Annotated in this window: 23 protein-coding genes and 1 pseudogene; 12 read left to right on the plus strand and 12 right to left on the minus strand. The window is 68.6% G+C overall.

Annotated elements, in window-relative coordinates; genetic code table 11:
• Positions 1-213 precede the first annotated feature (213 nt).
• Together ACFVAV_RS25865 and ACFVAV_RS25870 are read right to left on the minus strand one after the other, a co-directional pair.
• Positions 214-1938 carry a GMC oxidoreductase gene (locus tag ACFVAV_RS25865; protein WP_379037864.1) on the minus strand — a complete coding sequence of 575 codons (1725 nt, stop codon included), beginning with the start codon at positions 1936-1938 and terminating at the stop codon, positions 214-216.
• Positions 1939-2094: 156 nt separating this feature from the next.
• Positions 2095-2721 (minus strand): TetR/AcrR family transcriptional regulator, encoded by a 627-nt coding sequence (locus tag ACFVAV_RS25870; RefSeq protein WP_379037866.1) that lies wholly within the window; start codon positions 2719-2721, stop codon positions 2095-2097.
• A gap of 108 nt (positions 2722-2829) precedes the next feature.
• Between ACFVAV_RS25870 and ACFVAV_RS25875 the strand changes: the two genes are divergently transcribed.
• On the plus strand, positions 2830-4752 hold the full coding sequence (locus ACFVAV_RS25875; protein ID WP_379037867.1) for an acyl-CoA dehydrogenase: 1923 nt from the start codon (positions 2830-2832) through the stop codon (positions 4750-4752).
• A 140-nt stretch (positions 4753-4892) separates the two neighbouring features.
• Here ACFVAV_RS25875 and ACFVAV_RS25880 read toward each other — a convergent pair whose 3' ends face one another.
• The 7 genes and pseudogenes from ACFVAV_RS25880 to ACFVAV_RS25910 all read right to left on the minus strand — a co-directional run bounded on the left by ACFVAV_RS25880 (position 4893) and on the right by ACFVAV_RS25910 (position 11801).
• Entirely contained in the window at positions 4893-6104 is a 1212-nt protein-coding gene (locus ACFVAV_RS25880) for a diguanylate cyclase domain-containing protein (protein ID WP_379037986.1), read from the minus strand.
• 82 nt (positions 6105-6186) lie between these two features.
• Positions 6187-6381: a cytochrome P450 gene (locus tag ACFVAV_RS25885; RefSeq protein WP_379037988.1), complete on the minus strand. Its 195-nt coding sequence runs from the start codon at positions 6379-6381 to the stop codon at positions 6187-6189.
• 152 nt (positions 6382-6533) lie between these two features.
• Positions 6534-6647 (minus strand): annotated as a pseudogene (locus ACFVAV_RS25890) (hypothetical protein); the annotation flags it as partial.
• Positions 6596-7006: a hypothetical protein gene (locus ACFVAV_RS25895; RefSeq protein WP_379037991.1), complete on the minus strand. Its 411-nt coding sequence runs from the start codon at positions 7004-7006 to the stop codon at positions 6596-6598. The gene ACFVAV_RS25895 and the pseudogene ACFVAV_RS25890, both read right to left, overlap by 52 nt.
• A 28-nt stretch (positions 7007-7034) precedes the next feature.
• On the minus strand, positions 7035-8447 hold the full coding sequence (locus ACFVAV_RS25900) for a phytoene desaturase family protein (RefSeq protein ID WP_379037868.1): 1413 nt from the start codon (positions 8445-8447) through the stop codon (positions 7035-7037).
• A 37-nt stretch (positions 8448-8484) separates the two neighbouring features.
• The gene (locus tag ACFVAV_RS25905; protein WP_379037869.1) at positions 8485-10296 is read right to left on the minus strand and encodes a DUF3556 domain-containing protein; all 1812 of its coding nucleotides are present in this window, start codon (positions 10294-10296) and stop codon (positions 8485-8487) included.
• Between the two features lie 62 nt (positions 10297-10358).
• The gene (locus tag ACFVAV_RS25910; RefSeq protein WP_379037871.1) at positions 10359-11801 is read right to left on the minus strand and encodes a class I adenylate-forming enzyme family protein; all 1443 of its coding nucleotides are present in this window, start codon (positions 11799-11801) and stop codon (positions 10359-10361) included.
• Positions 11802-11962: 161 nt separating this feature from the next.
• Between ACFVAV_RS25910 and ACFVAV_RS25915 the strand changes: the two genes are divergently transcribed.
• The 3 genes from ACFVAV_RS25915 (at position 11963) to ACFVAV_RS25925 (ending at position 14582) form a co-directional block, all read left to right on the plus strand.
• Positions 11963-13183 carry a helix-turn-helix domain-containing protein gene (locus ACFVAV_RS25915; protein WP_379037872.1) on the plus strand — a complete coding sequence of 407 codons (1221 nt, stop codon included), beginning with the start codon at positions 11963-11965 and terminating at the stop codon, positions 13181-13183.
• Positions 13184-13290: 107 nt separating this feature from the next.
• Positions 13291-14124, plus strand: a complete 834-nt coding sequence (locus ACFVAV_RS25920) for an alpha/beta fold hydrolase (RefSeq protein WP_379037874.1) — start codon at positions 13291-13293, stop codon at positions 14122-14124.
• The gene (locus ACFVAV_RS25925; protein ID WP_379037875.1) at positions 14121-14582 is read left to right on the plus strand and encodes a VOC family protein; all 462 of its coding nucleotides are present in this window, start codon (positions 14121-14123) and stop codon (positions 14580-14582) included. The genes ACFVAV_RS25920 and ACFVAV_RS25925 overlap by 4 nt, the downstream gene beginning before the upstream one ends.
• A gap of 49 nt (positions 14583-14631) precedes the next feature.
• On the opposite strand, the gene ACFVAV_RS25930 is transcribed toward ACFVAV_RS25925, so the two are convergent.
• Entirely contained in the window at positions 14632-15027 is a 396-nt protein-coding gene (locus tag ACFVAV_RS25930; protein ID WP_379037876.1) for a nuclear transport factor 2 family protein, read from the minus strand.
• Positions 15028-15155: 128 nt separating this feature from the next.
• Here ACFVAV_RS25930 and ACFVAV_RS25935 point away from each other — a divergent pair, with 128 nt between their 5' ends.
• From ACFVAV_RS25935 to ACFVAV_RS25950, 4 genes are all read left to right on the plus strand, one after another.
• A complete protein-coding gene (locus ACFVAV_RS25935) occupies positions 15156-15767 on the plus strand; it encodes a TetR/AcrR family transcriptional regulator (RefSeq protein ID WP_379037877.1) in 612 nt (203 codons plus the stop codon).
• Between the two features lie 124 nt (positions 15768-15891).
• Complete coding sequence (locus tag ACFVAV_RS25940; protein ID WP_379037878.1) at positions 15892-16350, plus strand: MarR family winged helix-turn-helix transcriptional regulator; 459 nt, start codon at positions 15892-15894, stop codon at positions 16348-16350.
• Positions 16347-16727: a DUF5313 family protein gene (locus tag ACFVAV_RS25945; RefSeq protein WP_379037879.1), complete on the plus strand. Its 381-nt coding sequence runs from the start codon at positions 16347-16349 to the stop codon at positions 16725-16727. The genes ACFVAV_RS25940 and ACFVAV_RS25945 overlap by 4 nt, the downstream gene beginning before the upstream one ends.
• A 182-nt stretch (positions 16728-16909) precedes the next feature.
• Positions 16910-18019 (plus strand): glutamate--cysteine ligase, encoded by a 1110-nt coding sequence (locus ACFVAV_RS25950; protein WP_379037881.1) that lies wholly within the window; start codon positions 16910-16912, stop codon positions 18017-18019.
• 6 nt (positions 18020-18025) lie between these two features.
• Here the strand turns inward: ACFVAV_RS25950 and ACFVAV_RS25955 are convergent, their stop codons facing one another.
• On the minus strand, positions 18026-20926 hold the full coding sequence (locus ACFVAV_RS25955) for a UPF0182 family protein (protein WP_379037882.1): 2901 nt from the start codon (positions 20924-20926) through the stop codon (positions 18026-18028).
• A 229-nt stretch (positions 20927-21155) separates the two neighbouring features.
• Entirely contained in the window at positions 21156-21968 is an 813-nt protein-coding gene (locus ACFVAV_RS25960; protein ID WP_379037883.1) for an SAM-dependent methyltransferase, read from the minus strand.
• A gap of 93 nt (positions 21969-22061) precedes the next feature.
• On the opposite strand from ACFVAV_RS25960, the gene ACFVAV_RS25965 reads away from it, so the two are divergent.
• From ACFVAV_RS25965 to ACFVAV_RS25980, 4 genes are all read left to right on the plus strand, one after another.
• The gene (locus ACFVAV_RS25965; protein WP_379037885.1) at positions 22062-23240 is read left to right on the plus strand and encodes a cytochrome P450; all 1179 of its coding nucleotides are present in this window, start codon (positions 22062-22064) and stop codon (positions 23238-23240) included.
• 234 nt (positions 23241-23474) lie between these two features.
• The gene (locus tag ACFVAV_RS25970) at positions 23475-23921 is read left to right on the plus strand and encodes a hypothetical protein (protein ID WP_379037887.1); all 447 of its coding nucleotides are present in this window, start codon (positions 23475-23477) and stop codon (positions 23919-23921) included.
• A gap of 21 nt (positions 23922-23942) precedes the next feature.
• Positions 23943-24293, plus strand: a complete 351-nt coding sequence (locus ACFVAV_RS25975; RefSeq protein ID WP_379037889.1) for a hypothetical protein — start codon at positions 23943-23945, stop codon at positions 24291-24293.
• Between the two features lie 94 nt (positions 24294-24387).
• Positions 24388-26116: M12 family metallopeptidase (locus tag ACFVAV_RS25980; protein ID WP_379037890.1), on the plus strand; the 1729-nt coding region annotated here is incomplete at its 3' end.

Raw genomic sequence — 26116 nt, forward strand, 5'->3', positions numbered from 1 at the left:
CGAAGAGCCCATGTGGCCGGAACCCCGCCGGGCCGTCCGGCGAGCCGCGTCGCCGACGTTTGCTATTCGAAGTGGCTGTACCGCTGAACCATTCGACACGAACAGGGGCGAATCGGGTCCTGCCCGATCTCGCTTACCCTGCGCTTCCGGCGATCCCGCACACCCTAGCAGTGCTTCGTTCTGCTCTCGAATTATGTTGGTGGGAACAGGTATTCACATCGCCGGCCAGAGGGGAAGTCGCAGCGCAGCGGGGGCGGCGGCGGGCACGACGGGATGCCGGGGCGCGACCGGTGCGATGCGCCGGTAGGTCTCGCCGCTCGGCGGCCGCGGGTCGGCCTCGCCGTTGTTGGGCCACAGCGCGGCCGCGCGTTCGGCTTGCGCGGCGATCGTGAGTGAGGGATTGACACCGAGATTCGCCGAGATCGCCGACCCGTCGACGATGCTGAGGGTGGGGTAGCCGTGCACCCGGTGGAACGGATCGATGACGCCGGACCGCGCATCCGTCCCGATCACGCACCCGCCGATGAAGTGCGCGGTGACCGGGACATTGAACACGTCCGGCCAGGTGCTGCCCGGTGTGGCGCCGAGTTTCTCCGCGACGCGGCGGGTGGCCTCGTGGCCGGCCGGAATCCAGGACGGATTCGGTTCGCCGTAGCCCTGCTTGCTGGTGAAGCGGCGGCCGAACAGGCCGCGACGGGTGTAGGTGGTGATCGAGTTGTCCAGGCTCTGCATCACCAGCAGGATCAGGGTCCGCTCGCTCCATCGGCCGGTGCGCAGGAGCCGCGGTGTCAGAATCGGGTGCCGCAGCGCGGTGAGCAGCACGCGCGCCCACCGTGGCAGCCGGTGGCCGCCGTCCACCAGGTAGGTCTGCAACAATCCCATGGCGTTGGAGCCCTTGCCGTAGCGCACCGGCTCGATGTGGGTGTCCGCGGTGGGATGGAACGACGAGGTGATCGCCACGCCCGCGGTGAGGTCGCGCGCCGGATCGACGGTGGTTCGCCCGGCGCCGAGGATGGCCTCGGAGTTCGTGCGGGTCAGCACGCCCAGCCGGTCCGACAAGCCGGGCAGCACCGCGGTGTCGCGCATGCGGAACAGCAGATTCTGGGTGCCCCAGGTGCCCGCGGCCAGGACCACCTGCCGCGCCGCGAGCGTGCCGCGGCGCTTGCGCAACCCGGCGCCGGTCCGTTGCGTGTCGACCGCCCAGCTGCCATCCGGTTGTGGCCTGATCGCGGTGACCGTCGTCATCGGAAGGACCTGCGCGCCCGCGCGTTCCGCCAAGCCGAGGTAGTTCTTGACCAAGGTGTTCTTCGCGCCGTGACGGCATCCCGTCATGCATTCCCCGCACTCGATGCAGCCGGCGCGATCCGGTCCGGCACCACCGAAATAGGGATCGGCGACGGTTCGTCCCGGCTCGCCGAAGAAGACGCCGACCGGCGTCGGCACGAAGGTCTCGCCGGCGCCCATCTCCTCGGCCACCGATCGGATGACGGTGTCGGCCGGTGTCAGATGGGGATTGGTGACGACGCCGAGCATCCGCCGGGCCTGGTCGTAATGCGGGGTGAGCTCGGCCTCCCAGTCGGTGATGCCTGCCCACTGTTTGTCGCCGAAGAACGCCGATCCCGGTTTGTAGAGGGTGTTGGCGTAATTGAGCGAACCACCACCGACCCCCGCCCCGGCCAGAATGAAACAATCGCGCAGGCGGTGGATGCGCTGGATGCCGAAACAGCCGAGCCGCGGCGCCCACAGATACCGGCGCAGGTCCCAATTCGTCCTCGCGAAATCGGCGTCGGCGAAACGGCGGCCCGCCTCGACGACACCGACCCGGTAGCCCTTCTCCACCAGGCGCAGCGCGGTGACGCTACCGCCGAACCCGGAGCCGACGATCAGCACATCGAAGTCGAACCGGTGATCAGGATCGTCGGCGATCTGTTCCAACACCGTCCAGACACTAGGGGCCGAACCCGGCGCCGGATCGGATCGTCACAGGTAGTTGGACGGATTCACCATCGGTGCCACACCCGGGCTGTCACGCAGCACAGTTCCGCCGTTCTCGGCTGCGCAGTCCGGGTCGGCGAGCCCAGGTGGACACGGGATTCAGGCCGCGCGCATGGCGCGGTAGACGGCCGAACCGACGAAGGCGCCGAGCGTGTCGGGGTCCCACTCGGACTCGCCGGCGAACAGGGTCCGCACCGCGCCCTCACCCGCCGAGACCCACAATTCGACGAGGGCGGGCAGTTTGCGCTCGGCGTCGTCGACACCCCACGCGTGCAGCGTCGGCCGCAGCAGTTCGGTGCAGCGGGCGACGGCCAGGGTGCGGCCCCGCCCGAAGGAACCGGCGACCGCGGGGTCGGGATTGCCGTACAGCAGTCGCCACGCGGACGGCCTGCTCGCCGCCTTGTGCAGCAGCGCGCGGAAGCCCTCCACGAACACCGTCTCGTCGGCGTCGGTCGTCCGCGGCGGCAGCACATCGAGGACACCGGAAGAGATGAAGGCTTCCTCGCGCTCGATCAGCGCGTCGATCAGCTGGACCCGATCGGGGAAGCAGGCATAGACGACGGGCCGGGTCACCGCCATGTGATCGGCGATCGCGCCCATGGTCACCGCGGCGATGCCTTCCTCGGCCGCGATGGCCAGCGCGGCGTCGAGGACCTGCGGGCGTCTGCGCTCCGGACCCAGATGCGCCGCCCGTTCTCGCCGGCGTACGGCCGAATCGCTACCCATCCGTCCACGATAGCAACTACGAACCACTTCCTACGTTGATGTAGAAAAATGCTACATTGATGAATGAATCTGTCCGGCGTCGCTGGACGCACGCACGAGGAGCCGACGATGTCCCAGGTCCTGTTCAACCCGAAGAACTGCGATTTCGCCCAGTTCGACCCCGAGACCCGCAGGCTGCTGCGCGCTGTCGTCGACTGGTTCGAGGCCAGGGGCAAGGCCCGGCTGCTCCAGGACGACAAGGAGCAGGTCTGGCCCGCGGACTTCCTGGACTTCGTGAAGCGGGAGCGCCTGTTCGCGACGTTCCTCACCCCGGCGGCCGAGGCCGACGGCGATCCGAACAAGCGCTGGGACACCGGCCGCAACGCGATGCTCAGCCAGATCTTCGGCTTCTACGGCATGACCTACTGGTACGTCTGGCAGGTCACCATCCTGGGGCTGGGCCCGATCTGGCAGAGCAGCAACACCGCGGCCAAGCAGAAGGCGGCCGCGCAGCTCGATTCCGGCGAGATCTTCGCCTTCGGGCTCTCGGAGAAGGAGCACGGCGCCGACGTGTACTCCACCGACATGATCGTCGACCCGCAGCCCGACGGCGGGTACTCGGCCACCGGCAGCAAGCACTACATCGGCAACGGCAATCTGGCATCGATGGTGTCGGTGTTCGGCCGCCGCTCCGACAAGCCGATCATCGACAGCGCGAAGGCGCTGACCGGCAAGCCGACCGAAGCGGATTACGAGGGGTATCTGTTCTTCGTCGCCGACAGCCAGCACCCGGCCTACAAGCTGCACCGCAATGTGGTCAACAGCCAGATCTATGTCGCGGCCTTCGAGCTGGACAACTATCCGGTCGCCGAGGCCGACATCCTGCACCGCGGTGAGGACGCGTTCCACGCGGCGATGAACACCGTCAACGTCGGCAAGTTCAACCTCGGCTTCGGCGCCGTCGGCGCCTGTGAGCACTCCTTCTACGAGGCGATCGACCACGCCGAGAACCGGATCCTGTTCGGGCACAAGGTGACCGAGTTCCCGCAGGTGCGCTCGCTGATCGCAGACTCCTACGCGCGGATCGTGGCGATGAAGCTCTACAGTGAGCGCGCGATCGACTACATGCGCTCGGCCTCACCGCAGGACCGCCGCTACCTGCTGTTCAACGCCATCGAGAAGATGTCGGTCACCCGGCAGGGGCAGCGCGTCATCGAGGATCTCGCCGACGTCATCGCCGCGCGCGGCTTCGAGAACGACATGTACTTCCCGGTCGCGATGACGGCCATGTTCGGCCTGCCGCGGCTCGAGGGCACCGTGCACGTGAACATGGCGCTGTCGCTGAAGTTCATGGCCAACTACATGTTCCACCCCGCCGACGCGGGACTGGCCGCGCTGCAATCGATTCCCGGTGCCGCGGTGGCGCCCGCCGGTGCCGCGCGGGCGGTCACCGGCGCGCTGAGCTGGTCGAGCCGCAAGCTGGCGCCGCGACTCGGGGCAGTCGTGAAGCCACTGCGCGCCGAATTCGCCAGCGCAACTTACGCTCCGGTGCCGACGCGGCGCGACACCGCCGACGACGAGTTCCTGTTCCGGCAGGGCCCGAGCAGCGGTCTCGGGCGGATTCGGTTCGCGGACTGGCGACCGGTGTTCGAGGGATTCCGTGATGTGCCGAACGTGGCCGTATTCCTCGAGCAGGTGCTCGCCCTGCAGGGCCTGCTGGCCGCCGCGGCGCCGACCGCCGAGCAGCAGAAGGACGTCGACTTCCTCTTCGCGCTCGGCGAGCTGTTCACCGCGGTGCCCTATGCCCAGCTGATCCTGGAGCAGGCACGCATCGACGGCACCGGCAAGGACGTGCTCGACCAGATCTTCGACGTCTTCGTGCGCACCTTCTCCGCGAACGCGGTGACCCTGCACAACAAGCCGACCGCCACGCCGGCACAGCAGCGCCGAGCGCTCGATCTCGTCCGCCGCCCCGTGGTCGACGAGCGCCGTTTCGCTCGGGTGCTCGACGAAGCGCGGTCACTGGCCGGGGTCTACGAGATGAACCCCTAGCGGTCAGGGGCTCGTCAGTGAACCCGAATTATGTTGCTGTGCAACATTATTGATACTGTTCGTGGCGGTGGTGTGGCCGATGGATCCCGCAGACCTGTTGCGCCGCACCACCTCCCGAGCGTACCGGTGTACGGCGCCGTTCAGGATTCGCGGCGCACCGGATCCCAGCGTCGCAGGATCCAGCGGTTCTTGCCGAGCGCTTTGGCGGCGTAGAGGCAGTTGTCGGCCGCGGTGAGCAGATCGCGCGGCGTGCCACCAGCGATCCGCGACATGACGGCGCCGAGGCTGATGGTGATCTCGATCTGGTGGTCGGCGACCACGAAGGGTTCCTCGACGGCCGCCTGGAGCAGGTGCACGGCTTTCTCGACACGCTCCTCGTCGGCGGGTGGCGGGAGGACGGCGATGAACTCGTCACCCCCGATGCGCGCCAGTACGTCGGTCTCCGGATCGAGGCAGGCTTGCAAGCGCGCGGCGACCTCGACGAGCAGGCTGTCGCCGACGGTGTGACCGAAGGCGTCGTTGATGTCCTTGAAATCGTCCAAGTCCAGCGCGCACACCGCGGCCAGGTCTTCCGGTCCGGCCGCGGTGATGAGGGTGTCGAGCTGGGTGCGCAGATGCCTGCGGTTGGGCAGCGCGGTGAGCGGGTCGTGGTGGGCTTGCCAGTGCAACCGATCGGTCGTGGTGCGATGCTCGGTGGTGTCCTCGCCGAAGCCGAGCAGGTAGAGGCCGCCGGAGGCGGAGACGCAGCGCGTCACCGTCCATGTGGTCCAGCCCTCGGTACCGTCCGGTCGCACGTATTCGTTTTCGAGGCGAATGGTCCCGTTCTCGGAGCGTTCGAGCTCGCCGTGGACCTGTTCGCGGATGCCGTGGACGTCGTCGTCGGCCAGTTCGAAGCCGGATCTGCCCTGCAGCTCCGCCAAGCTCTTGCCCATCAGTCTTTCGAAGGCCGGGTTGGCGTTGATGATGTTGCCGTGGGCATCGCCGATCGAGATGGCGATGGACGCGTGCCGGAACGCCGCTTCGAGCCCCTCGGTGGCCGGTGCCGCCGCAGCCAGCGCGCGGGCGAACCCGTGGCCGAAACCGCCGGCGACAACGCCGAACGCCGCCGTATCCGCGCCGGCGTGCTCGCTCAGCTCCTGCAGAATCGGCATCGACCGGGCGATCACCACCGGATCGGTGCAGCCGAGGCCGTAGACGGCGGCCCCGGCCTGCTCGGCGACGACGGGATCAGGCGACCCGGTGGCCAGCGTCGCGAGCAGCCGGTCCGTCCAGGTCTCGAGCGTGGCCACGAGCTGCGCCGGGGGCGCCGCGACCAGCTGTGCCGCCCAGCGCGCGGCGACTCTGCGGGACATGTCGGCAGACCACCTCCTGGCCGAGCGAGATCGGCAACCAGCTACACACCGGCAATCGAAACTACCACCACCGGTGCATCGGCTAGTGCGGGAACGCTCGCGTGGTGCGGTGGCACAGGACGGGGGCGACCGAGTGCAGGACGATGTCGGTGGTGACGGGGAAGTCGCCGGGTTGTGCGGTGAACTCGAAGTCGCGCACCAGCAGGGCGAGCGCGAGGCAGGCTTCGAGCATGGCGAAGCGGTGGCCGATACAGCCGCGCGGGCCGTCGGCCAGCACAGCGGCAGGGGGAGAGGCTCCATGCCGCGGCGCAGGACTGCGGCGCCGAGGACAGGAAATTCGGATCGCAGGATCGGCACCATCCGCGTCGCATCCTCGCCGAAGAGCACCCGGCTGACGATGTGCAGGGTCAGGCTCGCCATCTCGGCGTGCAGGTCGATCACCGCATCGGCGCCCGCACGCCAGTGCGCGGCCCGCGTACCCACTTCCTCGGTCATGGCCGAGGTATACGTTTCGACGCTGCGGGTGACGAACAGCGGTTGCAGGAATCGCCGCTGCCGTCGCCAGGTCGCGTCCTGGCTGGTGAGCAGGCCGTCGCCGAACATCTCGCGGACCGGCCGGTACACCACATGTCCTTGCGATAGTCCGGGCTCGTTGCGGCGTCGAGTACCTGCGCCGCGCCGTCGGGATGGTTGACGGCGAAGATCTCCCGGCGCATCCCGACCGGGCCGAGGCGGTAGCGGACCACGTCACCGCACTCCTCGTATCCACGCAACCCCAAGGCGAGCGGGTCGCGCAGCATCGCCATGGTCGACCCGAGCAGCCAGCTTCCGCGCGCTGTCGGCGGCTCTCTGGTCCCCGGATCGCCGTGGTGGTCGACGGGGTGCGGTGTCTCGGTAGTCATCGGGGGCGCGGACAGCGTTGGTGCGGGGTCAGCGCCACCGGCGGAGTGCCCGCTCGGCGGCGTTGGCGCCGCACATGCCGTGCGCGCCGGGGCCGGGTGGGGTGGCGGCCGAGCAGAGATAGTGGCCCGTGATGCCGATGTCGTAGGGCTGCAAGGTCTTTCGGGGGCCGAAGATCAGCTGGGGGATGTCCTTGGCGCCGGTCATGATGTTGCCGCCGATGTAGTTGGGGTTGTAGTCGGCGAAGCCGGTGGTGGTGCGGGTGGTCAGGCCGACCACCCGGTCACGGAAGCCGGGGGCGAAGCGTTCGAGCTGGGCGATGATCGCCTCGGTGGCGTCGCCGGTGTAGCCGTTGGGGACGTGGGCGTAGGTCCACACCGGGTGCACCGAGCCCACCGAGCGCTGGGGGTCGGCGAGGTATTGCTGGCCGACCAGGACGAACGGGCGATCGGGCATCCGGCCCGCGTGGATGTCGCGTTCGCCCGCGGCGATCTCGGCGAACGAGCCGCCCAGATGCACCGTGCCCGCGCGGCGAGCCGCCTCGGCGGTCCACGGGACGCCGCCCTCGACCGCGAAGTCGACTTTGAAGGCGCCGGGACCGTAGCGGAATCGCCGGTAGGCGCGGGCGATTCGGGCCGGGAGGCGGTCGCCGATGATCTCGGCGACCGCGGTCGGCGCGACATCCCAGAGGGTGAGGTCCGAGGGCGGAAGGTCGGCGAGAGCGCGTACCCGGACACCGGTTTCGATCTTTCCGCCGTGATCGGCCAGCACCGCCGCCATGCTGTCGGCGATCCGCTGGGAACCACCGACCGCCACCGCCCAGCCGTAGCGGTGTCCCGCGGTGAGGATGCCGAGCCCGACGCTGGCGCTCAACGGCCGGTCGAGCGGGTGGAACGCGTGCGCGGCCACACCGCCGAACAGGGCCCGGCCCGGTCCGGTGCGGAAGGCCCGCGCCAGCAGGGTGGCGGGCGCGGTCGCGGGAATGCCGAAGCGCGCCAACCGGATCGGATGCCGGGGAATCCGCAGCAATGGCCGCATGATGTCGGCGCCGGTTTCGTCGTAGCCGGCGACCGGCCGCTCGAACAGCGTGCGCCACAATCGTTCGTCGGCGCCGAGGCCCGCGGCGGTCTCGGTGACCGAGCGGTGCAGCACACCGGCGGTGCCGTCGTCGAGCGGGTGGACGCAGTCGAGTTCCGGCCACGCCCACCGCAATCCGTACCGTTCCAGATCGACGCGCCGCAGGAACGGCGACCCCACGGCCATCGGGTGGATGGCCGAGCAGTGGTCGTGCAGCAGACCGGGCACGATCGCCTCACCCGAGCGGGTGCCGCCGCCGATCGTGTCGGCGGCCTCGAGCACCGTCACCTCCACGCCCGCCCTGGCCAGGGTGATGGCTGCGGCCAGTCCGTTGGGGCCGCTGCCGACCACTGTCGCCGTTGTCATCGACTCGTCCTCTCGTTTCTCGGCGGTCCGTGCTCGTCTATTCCGCGGGCTGGGCCACGGTGTCCTGGTGCGGCGTGACCGTGCCGGTGACGTCCGCACGCCGCCAGGTCACCTGGTGCGGAATGGGCCCGTCCGGCAGCCACGGCATGGCTTCGACCGCGTCGGCGACCTGCCAGGTACCGCGTTCGAGCACGCCGAGCGCCGCGTCGACCACCATGTACTCCTGCGTGTCCTGGTGGATCGGTTGCGACTCCACCCACACCACGATCCATTCTCCCGGTGCGAACCCGGCCCGCGCCTGCACCGCGCGGATCAGGTCGAGGTTGTGCAGGTGACCGTCGCCGAAGTTGAAGCCGATCAGCGAGTTGCAGGCGAACTCGGCCTCCCGCACGGTCCAGCGATCGATCTCGGGAATGTGCTTGTACAGCAGGGAGAACAGGCCGCGGCCCTGGCTGTGCATGGAACGCCAGGCGATGGTCTGCTGCATGGTGATCTCGGCGATCGCCGGGGGGTATCCCATGGCCAGCAACTGGTCGACCTGATTGTCGGCGGGGCGGTGCGCGATGGTGTTGAGCTTGGCCTCCGCACCGGGCGCGAAGGCCCACAGCGCGGAGGCCCAGTTGCCCGCGTACTGGCGCATGGACGGCAGGAACGACACCAGGTCAGGGCGCAGATTGCCCAGCACAGGGAAGAAGGCGAGCCCGGCCGCGATCGCCACCGTCAGCCACGGCGCGGACATGTCGAACACCCCGTAGCCGGCCGAGTTCGGGAAGCCGAGGAACAGGAAGACGGTCAGGTAGGCGAACAGGATGTTCCACTCCAGCGGCACCGCCAGCGGGAAGGTGGAGGTGATGAACAGGTGGAAGACCACCATCATCACGACACCGGCCAGCGTCAGCCAGTAGTTCGTCGAGAACAGCAGCACGATCGGGGTGATCACCTCGACGGTGGTCCCGCCGACGTGCGCCATGAACGCGGCCACCCCCGACGGGCGGATATCACGGGGGAAGTCACGGTAGTGGGCGCGCTTGATCGACCGGAACGGCATGGACGGGCTGTTGGACACCATCGGCGGCACCACATTGGTGAAGTGCTTGCCGAACTTGGAGGCACCGGCGCCGACCCACACGATCACGATCAGCAGCTTGGCCGCGATGATCATGTCGGTGAACGGCAGCACCGCGAAGAACAGCAGCGCGGGCAGATACTGCTCGCCGCGAGCGGCCAGGAAGATCGTCTTGTCACGCAGACCGCACAGGACATACAGCGCGATCGGCGCGATCAGCAGCGCGGGGCGCACCAACCCGGAGGTGTTGTCCGGCAACGCTTCCAGCAGCGAAGCCGTGGTCCGGCCCGGCGCGAGCAGGGCGATCGCCAGGGAGATCAGGAAGCCCAGGTACAACACCACATCCAGCACGGTGCGCGAGTCACCGTCGGTGAACGGCACCCGATGCCACGGCCGCAGGCGGATGCTGCCCAGCCGGGCGAAATACGCCACGCCGCCGGTCATCGGCTTGAACTTGCCTGCCAGCGGTCCCCATGAACCGGCGATCCCGATCGCTTCGAGCAGCACGGTCCACAGGACCAGCTTCTGGTAGACGATCGGCTGGTTCCACCACTGCGCCACATCCCAGAACGGGCCGGCGCCGGAGGTGGCCGTGGCGATCAGCACACCGCCGAACATATACAGCACAAGCAATTTCGCGATATAGATGGTGTGGATCATCTTCGGCGTGCCGAATCCGTATTCCGCCCAATGCAATGCCAGCGTCCGCATGCGTTCGCGCAGTGGTAGATCCAGAAATGTGTCGGTGTCCACCGGCGGGAAATCTCCCGTCTTGAATCCCATGGCTCGATCCCTTTCTTCCCTGAATCCGGGCGCGGACCACCGCGACCGAAAGTCTGTCTTTCTCAGATACGCGTGGACATGACCCGCAGCCGCTTCTTGTCGATCTTGCCGACCGGATTCCGTGGCATCTCCGCGGTCAGCACGATCGCGGCAGGCACTTTGAACGTGGCCAGCTCCGCACGGCAGTGCGCGGTGAGCTCCTCGACGGTGACCGTGGTGTGCGGCGCGGCCACCACGTGGGCGACCGGTACCTCGCCCAGCACGGCGTCGGGCACGCCGACGACGGCGGCTTCGTGGACCGCCGGATGCCGGTAGAGCGCGTTCTCGATCTCCTTGGGGTACAGGTTCTCGCCGCCCCGGATGATCATGTCCTTGATCCGGTCGACCAGGACCAGGTAGCCGTCGGCGTCGAAGTAGCCGACGTCGCCGGTGTGCAGCCAGCCCGCCACCACGGTCTTGGCCGTTTCCGCCTGTTTGCCGAGGTAGCCGCGCATCACGTTCGGACCGCGGACCACGACTTCACCGGGTTCACCAGCCGCCGCCGGCTCGCCGTCCGGATCCATGATCGCCACCGTCTGGCCGGGCAGCGGCACGCCGACCGTGCCCGGTTTGCGCGGGCCCGCAACCGGATTGAGGGTGGACGCGCAGGTGCCCTCGGACAGTCCGTAGCCCTCGACGATCGGCACACCGTAGCGCTGCTCGAAGCGGGCGATCAGCTCGGCGGGCATGGGTGCCGCGCCGCAGATCGCCAGTCGCAGCGAGGACGTGTCGGGGCTCGCGCCGTCGGCCTGGGCCACCAGCATCGCGTAGATGGCGGGCACCGCCGAGAAATAGGTGGGACGGACCCGCTCGACGGTGTCGAAGAACCCGGAGGCGGAGAACTTGCCCGCGACGGTGGTGCGCCCGCCTGCCAGCAGCGGGGAGAGCACGCTGACGACGATGCCGTTGACGTGGAACAGCGGCAGGATCAGCAGGCTGTGATCGCTGTCGTCCAGGCCGAGCGCGTCGATGATCATCGAGCACATGGCGGCGAGATTCTCGTGTCCGAGCAGCACGCCCTTGGGCCTGCCCGTGGTGCCGCTGGTGTAGATGATCAGCGCCAGGCTGTTGGACGGCGGCGCGGCGGTGACCGGTCCCGCGGACTCGGCCAGTGCGGCGACATCGAGGGTGACCGCGGCCCGATCGGGTTCGCCGATCACGACCTCGGCGCCCGAATCCTCGATCTGGTAGCGGATATCGTCGTCGGTGAGACCTGGGTTCACCGGCGTGACCGCGGCGCCGAGCCGCCAGGCGGCGAACAGGATCACCACCAACTCCACCCGGTTGGGCAGCACGACCGCGACGACATCGCCGTCCCGCACACCTGCCCGGTGCAGGACCGAGGCGGCAGCGTCGACCCGCGCCAGGAACTGCGCGTTGGACAGCGCGATGGTGTCGTCGGCCACGCTGTGCCCGTGCGGGTCGGCAGTGGCTCTGACGTCGGGCAGTGCGGCGATGTGTCGCATGATTCCTCACCGGAGATATCTGTGATCTGGATTACATATCCCAAGGTAGGGTGCGGCTTCGGCGCCGACTACGGGCCCGCGGACCAGCGTTGCGGCGAGGTGTTGTGCCACGAGCACAAACAGCGACGCGTGCCTGCTGACCGGGGGTACTGTCTGCGGCCATGGCTCTCGACAACGATCCGCTCGTGCGGGAGGTGGCCGGCCGGATCAAGGCGGATCTGGACCGGCTGGCACCGACGATGACCTCGATGTTCGTCGAGGTCATTCCCGAATTCCGGCACGACGACGAGGTGCGCAGGCTGATGGTGGCCAGCACCGAGTCCAACCTCGCCGCGATCCTGGACATGCTGACCCTGGCCATCGGCCTCGACGACATCACCGTGCCGCCCGCCGCCGCCGAATACGCCCGCCGCTTCGCCCAGCACGACCTGTCGCTCGAGGCGCTGCTGCGCGCCTACCGGCTCGGCGAGAACATGTTCGTACAGTGGACGATGGCGCAGCTGACCGAGCTGAACCCGCCCACCGAGATCGCCCTGGCTGCCGCGGCGCGGATCGCGTACCTGGTCAACAGCTATATCGACCAGGTGATCGAGGGCCTGATCGACATCTACGCGAGCGAACGCCGTCGCTGGGACGCGCGCACCGACGCCGCCCGCGCCGCGCAGGTCCGCGCGGTGCTCGACGCCGACGATCTCGACGTGTCCTCGGCCGAGCAGATGCTGTCGACCTCGCTGCGCGGCTGGCATCAGTTCGCGATGCTGTGGACCCCGCCCGGTACCCGCGATCCCGGCGCGGTGCTGCGCGCGGGCACCGCCTTGCTGGCCGCCGCGACCGGCAAGACGCCGATGACCGTGGAAGCCGACGACCACAGCCGGTGGGTGTGGATTTCCTCGGTGTCGAGGCCCGCACTCGACACCGAGGGACTGGTCCGGGCTCTGCGCGCCCAGCCGGATCTGTGTCTGGCCCTGGGTGATCCGGCCACCGGCCTGGACGGTTTCCGCCGCACCTTCCGCGACGCCCAGCGCGCGCGAACCGTCGCGCTGGCGACCGGCGGTCGCGGGCTCACCGGATACCGTGAGGTGGCGCTGTCGGCCCTGTTCACCGAGCGCGTGCCCGAGGTACAGGCCTGGGCGAGCAGGGTGCTGGGCGGGCTGATGGCCGAGGACGACACCGCCGCGCGCCTACGCGAAACGGTCCGCGCGTTCCTCGACGCCCGCGGCAGCTACACCGACGCCGCCGCCCGGCTGCACGTGCACAAGAACACCGTGCACTACCGGGTACGCAAGGCCGAAGAGCTGCTCGGCCATCCGCTCACCGAACGCAGGCTCGACATCGAAGTGGCGCTGCTGGCCTGCGCGCAGCTGGGACTGCCCAGGTCGTGATCGCGCCCTGGGCCGCGCGCCACAGGGCTGTTCGCCGGAAACCTGTCACCGCTGTGGGTTAGCGTGGGTGTCACCACGACGGTGTGGAGGGAAGGGGGCATCGAGCGATGCCATTTTTCGATTTCGGCGGAACCTCGATCGCCTACGACGAGGCGGGGTCAGGGCCACCGGTCGTCTTCCTGCACAACCTCGGCGGTGATCGCTCCATCTGGCGTACCCAATTCGACGAGCTGCGGCAGTCGCACCGGGTTCTCGCGATCGACCTCATCGGGTACGGCGACTCGGACGCACCCGACGACGGCTACACACTCGAGAATTACCTCGCCATGCTCGAGGCGTTCTTCGCGGACCGTGACCTGCGGGAAGTGACGCTGGTCGGGCACTGTTTCGGCAGCGCGCTGTCGCTGCTGCTCACCCGGAAACACCCCGAACTGGTCCGCTCGCTGGTGCTGAGCAGCCCGCTCACCGCGGCCACCCTGCGGCCGACCCGCACCGGGCTGGCCGCGCTCCTCGGCCGGTACCTGCACGTGGACTCGCTGCTGTCGATGGTGCGGATTCCCGGCCCCGTGGCCGGGCTGATCGTCGCGGAGCAGATCGGCACCGCCGGACCACACACCGACGAGACCGCCGCGCATCTGCGGACCCGATGGACCGAGCGTCGCCGGCTGATGGTGACCGCCGCGATCTCCCGTCAGATCCCCCGGCTCGCGCAACTGGACACCTTCGAGCCGCCCGCCGGTTTCCCGCCGATCACGACCATCTGGGGCAGGCGAAACAAGGTACTCTCGGCACGGGCGGGCGCCACGCTGAACAAGACACTGAAACCGGTGCGGGCAATCGAGGTCGACGACGCCGGGCACCTGGTCATGGTGGAAGCACCCGAAACAGTCACCGCTGTCATCCTTTCCGCGATCGACTATGCAAATGGGGGAACACGATGAGCCGCCACCTCCAGGTCACCTTCGACGCGCACGACCCGAGGGCGCTGTCGACCTTCTGGCGCGAGGTGCTGGGGTACGTGCACCCCGGCCCGCCCGGGGTGGAGCTGGCCGCCGGGGCCGATCCGCTGGCCGCGTGGGACGAGTTCCTCGCCAGGATCGGCGTGCCGGAGGATCAGCGCAATTCGAGGTCGGCCATCGAGGACCCGGACGGGCACGGCCCGCGCGTGTTCTTCCAGCGGGTACCCGAGGACAAGGTCGCCAAGAATCGCGTCCACCTCGACGTGCGGGCCGCGCCAGGCCTGTCGGGGGAGGAGCGGATGGCAGCGCTGGAGGCGGAGTGCGAACGGCTCGTCGCGCTCGGGGCGACCCGGGTGCAGCGGTTCGAACCCGACCCGCCGATGAGCTACGGCTTCCTCGTGCTGGCCGACCCCGAGGGCAACGAGTTCTGCCTGGACTGATCCAGTGGGGCCCGTCGGCGGCGGGCCCCACTGTCGAAACCGGTGTGGTTCAGGCGGTCTCGGCGGGAACGGACAGCGCGGCTTGCATCGCGACACCGTCGACGTAGGTGTGCTTCTCCCGCACCGCGCCGTTCTCGACCAGCACCACATCCGCGATGTCGACATCGACGGCGCCGCCGGTGACCGAGGTGCCGGACAGCTTCCACTGGACCGCCCAGAAGTCGTCGCCGACCCGGAGATCGACCAAGGTGAACGTCAGGTCGGGGACCAGTGCGAAGGTTTCCGCGGCGGCGGCGCGGATCTCGGCCCGGCCGTGTGCGGGTTTGCCGCCGGAGTGCAGGTGGAAAATCGAATCGGGCGTGTGCAATTCGACGATGCGATCGGGATCGCGGTCGGCCCAGCACGCGTGATAACGCTCGAAGAGATCCTTGGTGGCATCGGACATGGTCTGAAGCCCCTTCTAAGATACAAACAGGATGACTGTATGTTCCCGGAGGGCGGTATCGCCGGTCAAGGGCCGAAGTGCCTCGGATCTGACGCAACCGCAGTCCTGCCCTAGACTTCGACGTCGCTATGAACCCTGACCGCCGGACCCAAGCCGAACGCTCGGCCTCGACGCGTTCCGCTGTCGTTCGCGCCGGGCGAGAACTGTTCGGGCAGTACGGGTATGGCGCCGTGAGCACGATCGCGGTCGCGGAGGCGGCGGGGGTCAGCCGCGGTGCGCTCTATCACCAGTTCAGCGAGAAGCGCGATCTGTTCGAGGCGGTGTTCGAGGATCTCGAGCGCAGCCTGGTCGAGGTGATCGCCACCGCGGTCGCCGAGGCGCGGTCGGATGATCCGGTGGCGAGTTTGATCGTGGGCTGTCTGGCGTGGCTGCAGGCGTCGACCGCATCGGAGGTGCGGCGGATCGCGCTGCTGGACGCCCCGGCGGTCCTCGGCTGGAGCCGGTGGCGCGAGATCGAGCTCCGGCACACGATCGGTCTGGTGGAGAACGCCCTGGCCGGGGCCATCGCGGCAGGCCGCGTCCGTGCGCAGCCGGTGCGGCCGCTGGCGCTGGTCGTCGTCGGCGCTCTCGACGAGGCGGCGCAGTATCTGGCGAACAGCGACGATGTCGAGGACACCGCGGCCATTCGCTCGGTGATCGAGCAGCTGATCTCCGGTTTGGCGGTCGACCCGGAGGCGTAGGTTGGTTCGGCTTGCCTGATAACCACTGCCGCTGCGAATCGGGCCGCATAGTGACGCCACTAATAGTTATTGCACTAACTATTAGTGGCATAATACTGTGTGGACGAAGGAAGGTGGTGGAACCATGCAGGAGCTCGACGACCCGCTGCGGCTGGACCGGCAGGTGTGCTTCGCGCTGGCGGTGGCCAATCGCTCGGTGCTCGCGGTCTACCGGCCGCTGCTCGAGCCGATGGGGCTGACGCACCCGCAGTACCTGGTGATGCTCGCCCTCTGGGGCGAGGCGCCGATGTCGGTGAAGTCCGTCGCCGAGGCGATTCAGCTCGACTCGGCGACGCTGTCGCCGTTGCTGAAGCGGCTCGAATCGGCCGGGCTCATCACCCGCCGCCGCGATCCGCACGACGAACGCACGTTGCTCATCGACCTCACCGAGGCCGGACAGGCGCTGCGCAGGCAGGCCGAGCAGATTCCCCCCGCCGTCGTCGCGCGGCTCGGCGTCAGCCTGGCCGATCTGGAAGAACTGCGTGATGTCCTCGGTCGTGTGAACGCGGCCGCGCTGCGCGCAGCCGAAGCGAGGGAGCAATGATGACCGGCTCGACCCCGAACCTCTGGCAGCGACTGCGCTACGTCGGCGGGGCCACACTGCCGCCGTCGATGTCGGACTGGGTGCTGAACGATCTGACCGGCCCCGGTGCGACCCGCCGCTATCTGATGCGCTTCCTGCTGCCCGTCCTGCCGGTGCTGTCCCTGTTCCTGCTGGTCCCCGGCCCGCTGTGGATGGGGTTGTCGATGATGGCGCTGCTGTACCTGCCGCTGGTCTACTTCACCGTCGCGCTGGTCTATGTGTACCGGCGCCACCGCCTGGTCAGCCACGGATTCGACCCCGAGCTCGCCGACGCCGACGAGCGCCGCCGCATCGAAGCCGAACGTATCGCCTACGAGTCACGGCACGATCGCTCCTGAGCTTCGGTTCCCGTGTCGGGGCTGTCGGCTCGTCCCGAACGCGGGTAGCGTCCGAGCAGACTCGTTCACGCACCTCCACACCCCTGCTCGGGCATTGCGCAGCAGCCTCGAGCTCGTGCTGGTTGTGTGACCGGGTTCGTCCGGTGACACCAGGCGAGCTCAGTGAGTGGAGGAGGGTGGCTGTGGGTGGCTTCGCGGATGTGCCGACGGTGGGGGTCGAAGAGGAATTCCTGCTGACAGACCCGGGGACCGGTGCGCCGGCACCCAAGAACGCCCAGGTCGCTGAGACAGCGCGGCGGGCGGGGATCGATCTGCAACTGGAATTGACCCGCTGCCAGGTGGAGACAACCACCGGGGTGCATTCCGATATCGGCGAACTGCTCGCCGAGCTGCGCACCTCGCGGCGCGGGGTCGCCGACTGCGCGGCCGAGCACGATGCCCGGCTGCTGGCGGTGGCGGTCCCGCCGACCGTGCCGCAGGGGTATCCGGTGACCGACACCCCGCGCTACCAGCGGATCGCGCACACCTACGGCAGGCTCGCCCATGAGCAGGGTCTGTGCGGCTGTCACGTCCACGTCGCGGTGCCCGACCGGAACATCGCGGTGCAGGTCAGCAATCACGTGCGTCCCTGGCTGCCGCTGCTGCTCGCCCTGACCGCGAATTCGGCGATCTACCGCGGCAGCGAGACGGGGTACGCGAGTTGGCGCAACATCCTGTGGCGGCGCTGGCCCAGCGCAGGCCCGCCGCCGTTTTTCGCCTCACTGACCCAGTACGAGTCGCTCGTGGCCATGATGCACGCCAGCGGCAGCATTCTGGACAAGAAGATGGTCTATTGGGACATCCGCCTGTCGGAGTCGTTTCCGACCGTCGAGATCCGGGTGAGCGACATCCCGGCCACGGCGGAGGAATCCGCCCTGCTGGCCGCACTGACCAGGGGCATGGTCACCACGGCGCTCCGGTCGATCGCCCAGGACAAGCCGGCGCCGCCCGTGCCGGGTGAGGTCCTGCACGCCGCCTACTGGGGCGCCGCGCACTCGGGATTGGACGGCAACGGCCTGCACCCGGTCCGGGGCAGTGTCGTCCAGTACCGCGACCTGCTCGCCGAGCTCGTCGACCGCATCGAACCAGCGCTGCGCGACAGCGGCGATTACGCCTTCGTCACCGACGCGATCGCCGCCGTGAACAAGCGCGGCAACGGAGCACAACGGCAGGTGCTGGCCATGCGGGCACGGCACGACGTCACCGACGTGGTGGCGGAACTGGCGCAGGCGACCCTCGAGGGCTGCCCGTAGCCGCCGTCACTTGTCCGGGCGCAGGATCTCGTCGAGTTGCTGTTCGAGCCGTTCCAGCGCGGCACGGGCCGCTTCGAGCTCGGCCTCCAGCCGGGCGATCGCCGCCTCGTCCACCTGCGGCCCGACGGGCGCGGTCTGCGGCTGACCGGGTGGTGGCGCCGCCGGTCTGCCAGGTGGTGGTGGCGCACCGGGACCGCCGCCGGGCGCGGTCGCCATATTGCCGGTCTCCGGGCCGAAGACCTGGTCGAGTGCCTCCCCGAGAGTCGGGGCGTACCCGACCCGGACACCGCCGGTGCCGGGCTCCCGGTAACTGACCAGCATCCGTGCCAGCTGCGGGAAGGTGGACCCGTTCTGCGCTGTCGAAATCCGTTCGGTGAACAGCGGTTCGACATAGAGCACCCCGCCGTCGGCGATCGGCAGCGTGATCAGGTTGCCGTATTGGATCTGGTTCGAGCGCTCGAGCAGGGTGCGCTCGGACGCCACCCGGGTATCGGAGATCATCGAGTTCTGGATCTGTTGTGGCCCTTGGGTGAGCGTGTCGGTGGGCAACTGCAGAACATGGAACCTGCCGTAGTTCTCCGGGTCCGAGCGCACCGAGATATAGGCCGACAGGAACTCCCGCTTGAACCCGACCATCGCGCTGGCCAGCCGGAACGACGGCTCGGCGTCGCCGGGATCGCCGAGCAGGACGTAGAACGGTGGCTGTTGCGGGTTGGCCTCCACCGTCGGATCGCTGGGCACCGACCAGAAAGCGTTGTTGGTGAAGAACTCTCGCGGTTCGTCCACGTGATAGCGGGCGAGCATGTCGCGCTGGATGACGAACAGGTCCTCGGGGTACCGGAAATGCGCGCGCAGGTCGGGGCTGATCGAGGACTCGGGTTCGACCGTGCCGGGGAAGACCCGCATCCAGGTCGCCAGCACCGGATCCTGCGCGTCGACCTGATAGAGGGTCACGGTGCCGTCGTAGGCGTCGACGGTGGCCTTGACCGAATTCCGCACGTAGGAGATCTCTTCGGGGTCGCGTGGCGGTCCGTCCGCGTGCTCGAGCGCTTCCAGGGAACTGTGCGCCGCGTACGGGTAGCCGTCGATCGTGGTGTACGCGTCGACGATCCAGACGATCCGGCCGTCCACGACCGCAGGGTACGGGTTGTTGTCGACGGTGAGCCACGGTGCGACCAGCTCGACGCGTTCCCTCGGGTCCCGATGGAAGATGATCTTCGACCCCGGTCCGATCGCCTTGGCGAAGAGGATGTTTCGTTCGGTGTAATTGGTGGCGAAGGCGAGCCGGTTGAGCCAGTTGCCGATCGGCACGCCGCCCGCGCCGGCGTAGGTGTATTTGGTGGCGTCGGTGTCGTATTCGCGCGGCTCGGTGCCGCCGCCGACGATGGCGTAGTCCGGGTCCGTCCGGGCGATCACCTCACCGAAATAGATCCGCGGCTGTTCGACCGGGATGATCTGATGCCCGGTCTGCTGGGAGGCGATGTCGCTGACGGCGTAGATCGGATAGCCGCTGTTGCTCGCCGAGCTGTCGGCGGCGGCATCCCGGACCGCCGCGTTGACCCGGTTCGCCGGCGCCGCGACGAACCCGTCGCCATGGGTGTAGACGGTGTGCCGGTTGACCCAGTGCGACTGGTTGCCGCTGAGCGCCCCCGGCGTCAGTTCTCTGGCCGCGACCACGTAGTCGCGCAGGCGGCCATCGATGCTGTACCGGTCCAGATCCAGGTGCTCCGGGAAGCTGTAGAAGTTCTTCAGCTGCTGCTGCTGGGTGAAGGTCCGCGAGAGCACACGCGGATCGAGCAGCCGGATATCGGCGATGGTGGTCGCGTCGGCGGCGACCCGCGGTGGTTGCGTGGAGCCGACGCCCGGATACGGCTGATAGTCGACCCGGTCGCTCCCGATCCCGTACGCCTGGCGGGTCGCCGCGATATTGCGTTCGATGTACGGGCTCTCCATGTCGGCGGCGTTGGGGCGCACCGAGAACTGTTCGACCACCAGCGGCCAGACACCACCGGCCACGATCGAGGACAGCAGCAGCAGGGCGGCCGCCATCGCCGGGATCCGCAGGTCGCGCAGCACGACGGCCGAGAACACCGCGATGGCGCAGACCAGCGCGATCGCGAACAGGACGAGGCGGGCGGGAAGCACGGCATTGATGTCGGTGTATCCGGCGCCGGCGAAGGTCGGCTCCCTGTGCTTGCTCGACAGCAGGATGTACCGGTCGAGCCAGTACGCGGCCACCTTCATGAGCAGGAACAGCCCGAGGATCACCGCCAGCTGGACGCGGGCCGCCACGGTGATGCCGAACGATTTGCCGGTGATCCGCAGTCCGCCGAACAGGTAGTGGGTGGCCAGGCCGGCCAGGAACGCGAAGATCACGACGGCGAAGAACCAGCTCAGGACGAGCCGGTAGAACGGCAGATCGAAGACATAGAACCCGATGTCGCGGCCGAACTGGGGGTCGTGCACGCCGAACGACCCGCCGCGCAGGAACACCTGCACCGTCTCCCAGCGTGATTGCCCGATGAGACCGCAGAGCAGCCCGAAGCCGACGGCGATGCCCACCCCGAATCGCAGCGGCCACCGCGCCACCACACGCCGCACTTCGCCGAGCGGGTCCTCGGACCGCGCGGGCAGGAAGGCCGGACGGGACCGGTAGGCCAGCCACATCGCGGTGAAGACGACGCCGCTGACGAGCGCCGTGATCACACCGAACAGCGTGAGCTTGGTGAGCAGCACGGTCGACCAGACGTTGCGGTAACCGACCTCGCCGAACCACAGCCAGTCGATATAGATGTGGATCAGGCGTGGCACCACCAGGATGACCACGAAGAACACCGTGACCGACGTCAGCAGCAGCCGAAGACCTCGGGGCAGCTGTCCCGATTCAGTGTCGTCGCGAGCGCTCATCTGCCACTCCCGTGACCACGCCGGGCCGCACGACCGACACTGGTCACCGCCACCGATTCTACTCGGCGAGACCACCTCGACCGTGGTCGTCGGCCGAGGATCGCCGGGCGGCCCGGTCGGCGCGGTGGCCCGGCTCCTCAGCCTGTCTGCTCGCCGGTGGTGGTGGCCGAACTGCCTGCGGCACAACGTGTTTCGTGCGTCTCCTCGCGCGGCTCTCGCGGGACGAGCGCTAGGGGATGCGGGCCATCCCGCCGAGCATCGACACCGCTTCCTTGCGCGGATGCGGGCGCCACTCGATGGGGCGCCAGTCGATCACCGAGGTGATGCCGGGGGAGACCAGGTCGAGGCCGTCGAAGAAGCGGGTGAACTCCGCGGTCGAGCGGAGCCGGAACGGGACGCCGCTGCGCTCGTTGGCCTCGATGGTCGCTTGCAGGTCCTCGGCGGACAGGTGGTCGTCGGTGGCGTGGGTCATGGTCAGGTAGCTGCCCGAAGGCAGTGCCGCGCAGAGCTGCCTGACCACGTCGTAGGGCTCCATCTCGTCGGTCAGGAAGTGCAGCACCGCGCAGAGCATGAGGGCCACCGGCCGGTCGAGGTCGAGTGTGCCGCTCAGCGCCGGGTGCTCGAGGATCGAGGCGGGGTCGCGCAGGTCGGCGTCGATGTAGGCGGTCGCGCCGCTCGGGGAGCTGTCGAGCAGGTCCCGGGCGTGATAGAGGACGATCGGGTCGTTGTCGACGTAGACGACCCGCGACTCCGGCGCGACCGCCTGGGCTAGCTCGTGGACGTTGCCCGCGGTCGGCAGCCCGGTACCGATGTCGAGGAATTGCCGGATACCCGCTGTTTCCACGAGATAGGGGATCGCCCGGCGGAGGAAGCTACGGTTCTCCAGGACGGCGAAATGGATCGACGGAAACGCCTCGGCCACCGCATCGGCCGACTTGCGGTCGGCTTCGAAGTTGGCACTGCCGCCCAGCCAGTAGTCGTACCGGCGGGCCGGGTGTGGCTTGGTGACATCCACCCGATCTGCGGCGGCTTCGAAGTCCACGGCGCGCGTCCTCTCTCTCGACTACGGTCGTCCCTGTTCAGCCCGACACGAGACCGGTGGTGGCGTTGTCACGTCGCCGCGAAAGGCACGGCCATGCCCCTGCAGTTCAGCCCCTACGACTTCGCTGTCCATGCCGATCCGTATCCGTACTATGCCAGGTTGCGTACCGAGGCCCCCGTCTACCGCAACGCGACCGACGACTTCTGGGCGTTGTCGCGACACGCGGACGTCCGGGCGGCGTTGCGCGACTCCGACCGTTTCTCCAGCGCCAACGGCCTGCGCATGGAGCCCGCGTTCTGGGGACCGCAGGCGGAGAAGTTCTTCTCCTTCGTGGCGATGGACCCGCCCAAGCACACCAGGATGCGCGAGCTCGTCGTCCGCGCGTTCACCCAGCGCCGGGTGCAGAGCCTCGAACCGCGACTGCGCGAAATCGCCCGCCGCACACTGGAACCGCTGCTGGAGCGCGGCAGCTTCGACCTGATCGCGGATTTCGCGGGCCCGTTCCCGACCGATGTGATCTCCGAACTGGTCGGCGTGCCGGAGGAGGACCGGGAACTGCTGCGCAAGCTCGGCATGGAGATCATGTACACCGACGCGGAGTCGACCGATCTGCGGCCCGAGGCGATGGCTGCGATCGGCGCGCTCGTCGGCTACTACACGGAGCTGACCATCGCCCGTAGCCAGAATCGGACCGGCGATCTGCTGTCGGGTCTGCTCGACGCGGCCGACGGTGACGACCGGCTCACCCCCGAGGAGATCGTCGGGGTGCTGATCCTGCTCGTCGGCGCCGGTATCGAGACGGTCATGCTGACCCTGGGCAACGCGTGGCACACCGCCGCACTGCACCCGGATCAGCGCCGCGCCGCCTTCGACGGCCGGATCGACGACTGGATCGCGGAGTCGATGCGCTACGACCCCGCGACCCAGGGGCAGCTGCGCACCACGACGGTGCCGATCGAGCTGCACGGCGTGCAGATCCCGGCCGATGCCCGCGTTCTGCTGCTCACCGGGTCGGCCCACCGCGACGAGGCCGTCTTCGAGAACCCGGACGTCTTCGACCTGGACCGCGACACCAGCGCCTCGCTGGCCTTCGGCGCGGGCCGTCATCACTGCCTCGGGATGAATCTGGCCCAGCTGGAGCTGCGGGTGGCGTTGCAGGAGATCGTCGCCGCGGTGGCCGACTACGAGATCGACACCGACAACCTGGTGCGGATCCACTCGTCCAACAACCGCGGCTTCGCCTCGCTGCCGACGACGGTGACTCTGCGCTGAGAGCGCACACCGAACGGCGCGTCCGCCACGGCAGCACCGCGGTGGGCGGGCCGTTCGGTGTTCCCGCCATGCTCGGCCGCGCGGTTGTGTGACTGCTCCCAAAAACGCTGGGGCGAGGTTGCGCTCGCCCGCTCCGAGGCCCATGGTAAGTAATTGGGAATACCAGTCCCACACACCATGCGGTCTGATCGTGACCGAGACCGCGCCTCTACTGGAATCGGCATCGGAGTCGGTATGAGCGCTGTGTTCGAGAGTCACCACGGATGGGTCGTCGACGTCGTCGCGGACGGCGTCGACATGATCGGCTGGCGGGCGATGTGCTCGTGCAGCCGATGGCACGGGCGGCCATGGCAGCGGGCCGAGCGGGCCGTCGACCATGCCCCGGCCGAGCGGCGACTGCACTGCCCCGGCGGGCGCCTGGACGCGGTGCTCACCCGGCTGGTGCTCGAGGAGTGGGAGTGCCACCACTTCGAGATGCAGGCGCTGATGCCGGTGCGGCTGGCCTTCCAGGATTCCGAGTCCGCCCGGCAGCGGCTCGTCGAGGCTGTCCGCTTCGTCCGGTCGACGGGGGCGTCCTGGGAATCGATCGGGCAGGCGATCGGCACCGAATCCGCGGAGGTCGCCGAGCAGCGCTTCGGTGTCGGTCCGTGGCGCGACACCGCGATCCCGCTCGAGCGGTGACCGCCCGCCTACCCTCGAGGTATGGCCGCCGACGTTCGCTGGATCCGGGGCTACGTCGTCCTGCCGCCGGACGCTCCGGTGACGACGGCACGCATCGCCGTCGAACTGCGTGACGTGACCTATGCCGACGACTCGGCACCGCTGGTCGCCGAGACCGCGGCTGTCGGTGTCGCGATCGAACCCGGTGCGCGGATTCCGTTCGAACTCGCGGCCCCGGTCAGTCCACCGGGTACCGCACTGGGCCTCGCCTGCCAGATCGACCGGGCGGGCGACGGTGTGCTGGCCGCCGGGGATCTGGTGTCTACACAGGCGATTCCCGTGGCCACGTGCGGGTCGGTATCGGACGTGATCATCCCCGTGTGCCTGGTCTGAGCCGCCGTGTTCGGGTAGCGCGCTACGCGTGAGACCGGGGTGCTGTCGGTCCGACACTGTCCGGACCAGGGGAGATCCAGAGGAAGTGCGGCCCATGATCATCGAAGACACCGTCCCGGCGAGCGCCGACATGGACGACACCGGCGAATTCCATTCCGGCCCCGAAGCGGGCTCGACGCTGATTCCCAGCGTCAACCACGGATTCCGCGAAGTGCCCTACGCGGCGGTCGACGACCTCGCCATCTTCGAAGGCGACATCGTCTTGGGCACGCTCGCCGAGATCGCCGCCCGCCAGGGGGCGGAGGGTATCGCGATCTCCGGGACGAACTTCCGATGGCCGAATGCCGTGGTCCCCTTCGAGGTCGATCCGGCACTGCCGGGGCAGCAGCGGATCACCGACGCGGTCGCGCACTGGAATGCCCGCACCAGACTGCGGTTCATCCCGCGCACCGGCGTCCACGCCGACTACGTGCGGTTCGTGCCGAGCGCGGCGAGCCGCTCGCCGGTCGGCAGGCAGGGCGGCATGCAGACGATCGAGTTGACCGCGGGCGCGCCGACCGGGACCGTCATCCACGAGATGGGGCACGCGATCGGGCTGTGGCACGAACAGAGCCGGGAGGACCGGGAAGGGTTCGTCGAGGTGCGGCTGGCCAATGTGAGCGCGGCCGACCGGCACAACTTCGCCCGGCACATCACCGACGGCGACGATATCGGCGGCTACGACTTCGGCTCGATCATGCATTACCCGGCAACAGCTTTCAGCACCAACGGGCAGGCGACGATCGTGCCGCGCGTCACCCTGCCACCCGGGGTGACGATGGGGCAGCGCACGGCGCTGTCGGCGGGCGATGTCCAGGCCGCGCACACCATCTATCCGGACTGGTCGGGCGTGGGTGATCGGTGGCGCGCTATCGGTGGCGTATTCCCGCGCACCGCAAGGGTTTCCGCGACTGCCCGGCGCGCCGACCAGCTCGACCTGTTCATCACCGGCAACGACGGCCGCGTGTACACCTCGTGGTGGCGTGCGGGGTCGGACTGGTCGGGCCTGGGTGATCGGTGGCGCACTATCGGCGGGATCTTCCCGGCCGGCGCCGCGGTGGCCTCGGTGGCGCGCACGTCGAACAACCTCGATGTGTTCACCGTCGGCAACGACGGCCGCGTCTACACCTCGTGGTGGCAGGCGGGCTCGGACTGGTCGGGGATCGGTGATCGGTGGCGCAATATCGGCGGCGTATTCCCGCGCACGGCACAGGTTTCCGCGGTCGCGCGCACATCGAACAATCTCGACCTGTTCATCACCGGCAACGACGGGCGGGTCTACACGTCCTGGTGGCAGCAGGGTGGCGACTGGTCAGGCATCGGTGACCGGTGGCGCACTATCGGCGGAGTGTTCCCGGCGAGCGCGGCGGTGTCCGCGGTGGCGCGGACGTCGAACAATCTCGATCTGTTCATCACCGGCAATGACGGACGGGTGTACACGTCGTGGTGGCAGGCGGGTTCGGACTGGTCCGGAATCGGAGACCGCTGGCGCACTATCGGCGGAATCTTCCCGGTCGGCGCGCCGGTGACGGTGGTGGCGCGGACGTCGAACAATCTCGATCTGTTCATCACGGGCAACGACGGCTGCGTCTACACGTCGTGGTGGCAGCAGGGCAGCGACTGGTCGGGCATCGGTAACCGGTGGCGCAATATCGGCGGCGTCTTCCCGCCCGGAGCGCCGGTTGCCGCGGTGGCGCGCACATCGAACAATCTCGATCTGTTCATCACCGGCAACGACGGCCGCGTCTACACCTCGTGGTGGCAGGCGGGCTCGGACTGGTCGG

Source organism: Nocardia sp. NPDC057663 (assembly GCF_042799895.1).
GTDB lineage: Bacteria > Actinomycetota > Actinomycetes > Mycobacteriales > Mycobacteriaceae > Nocardia.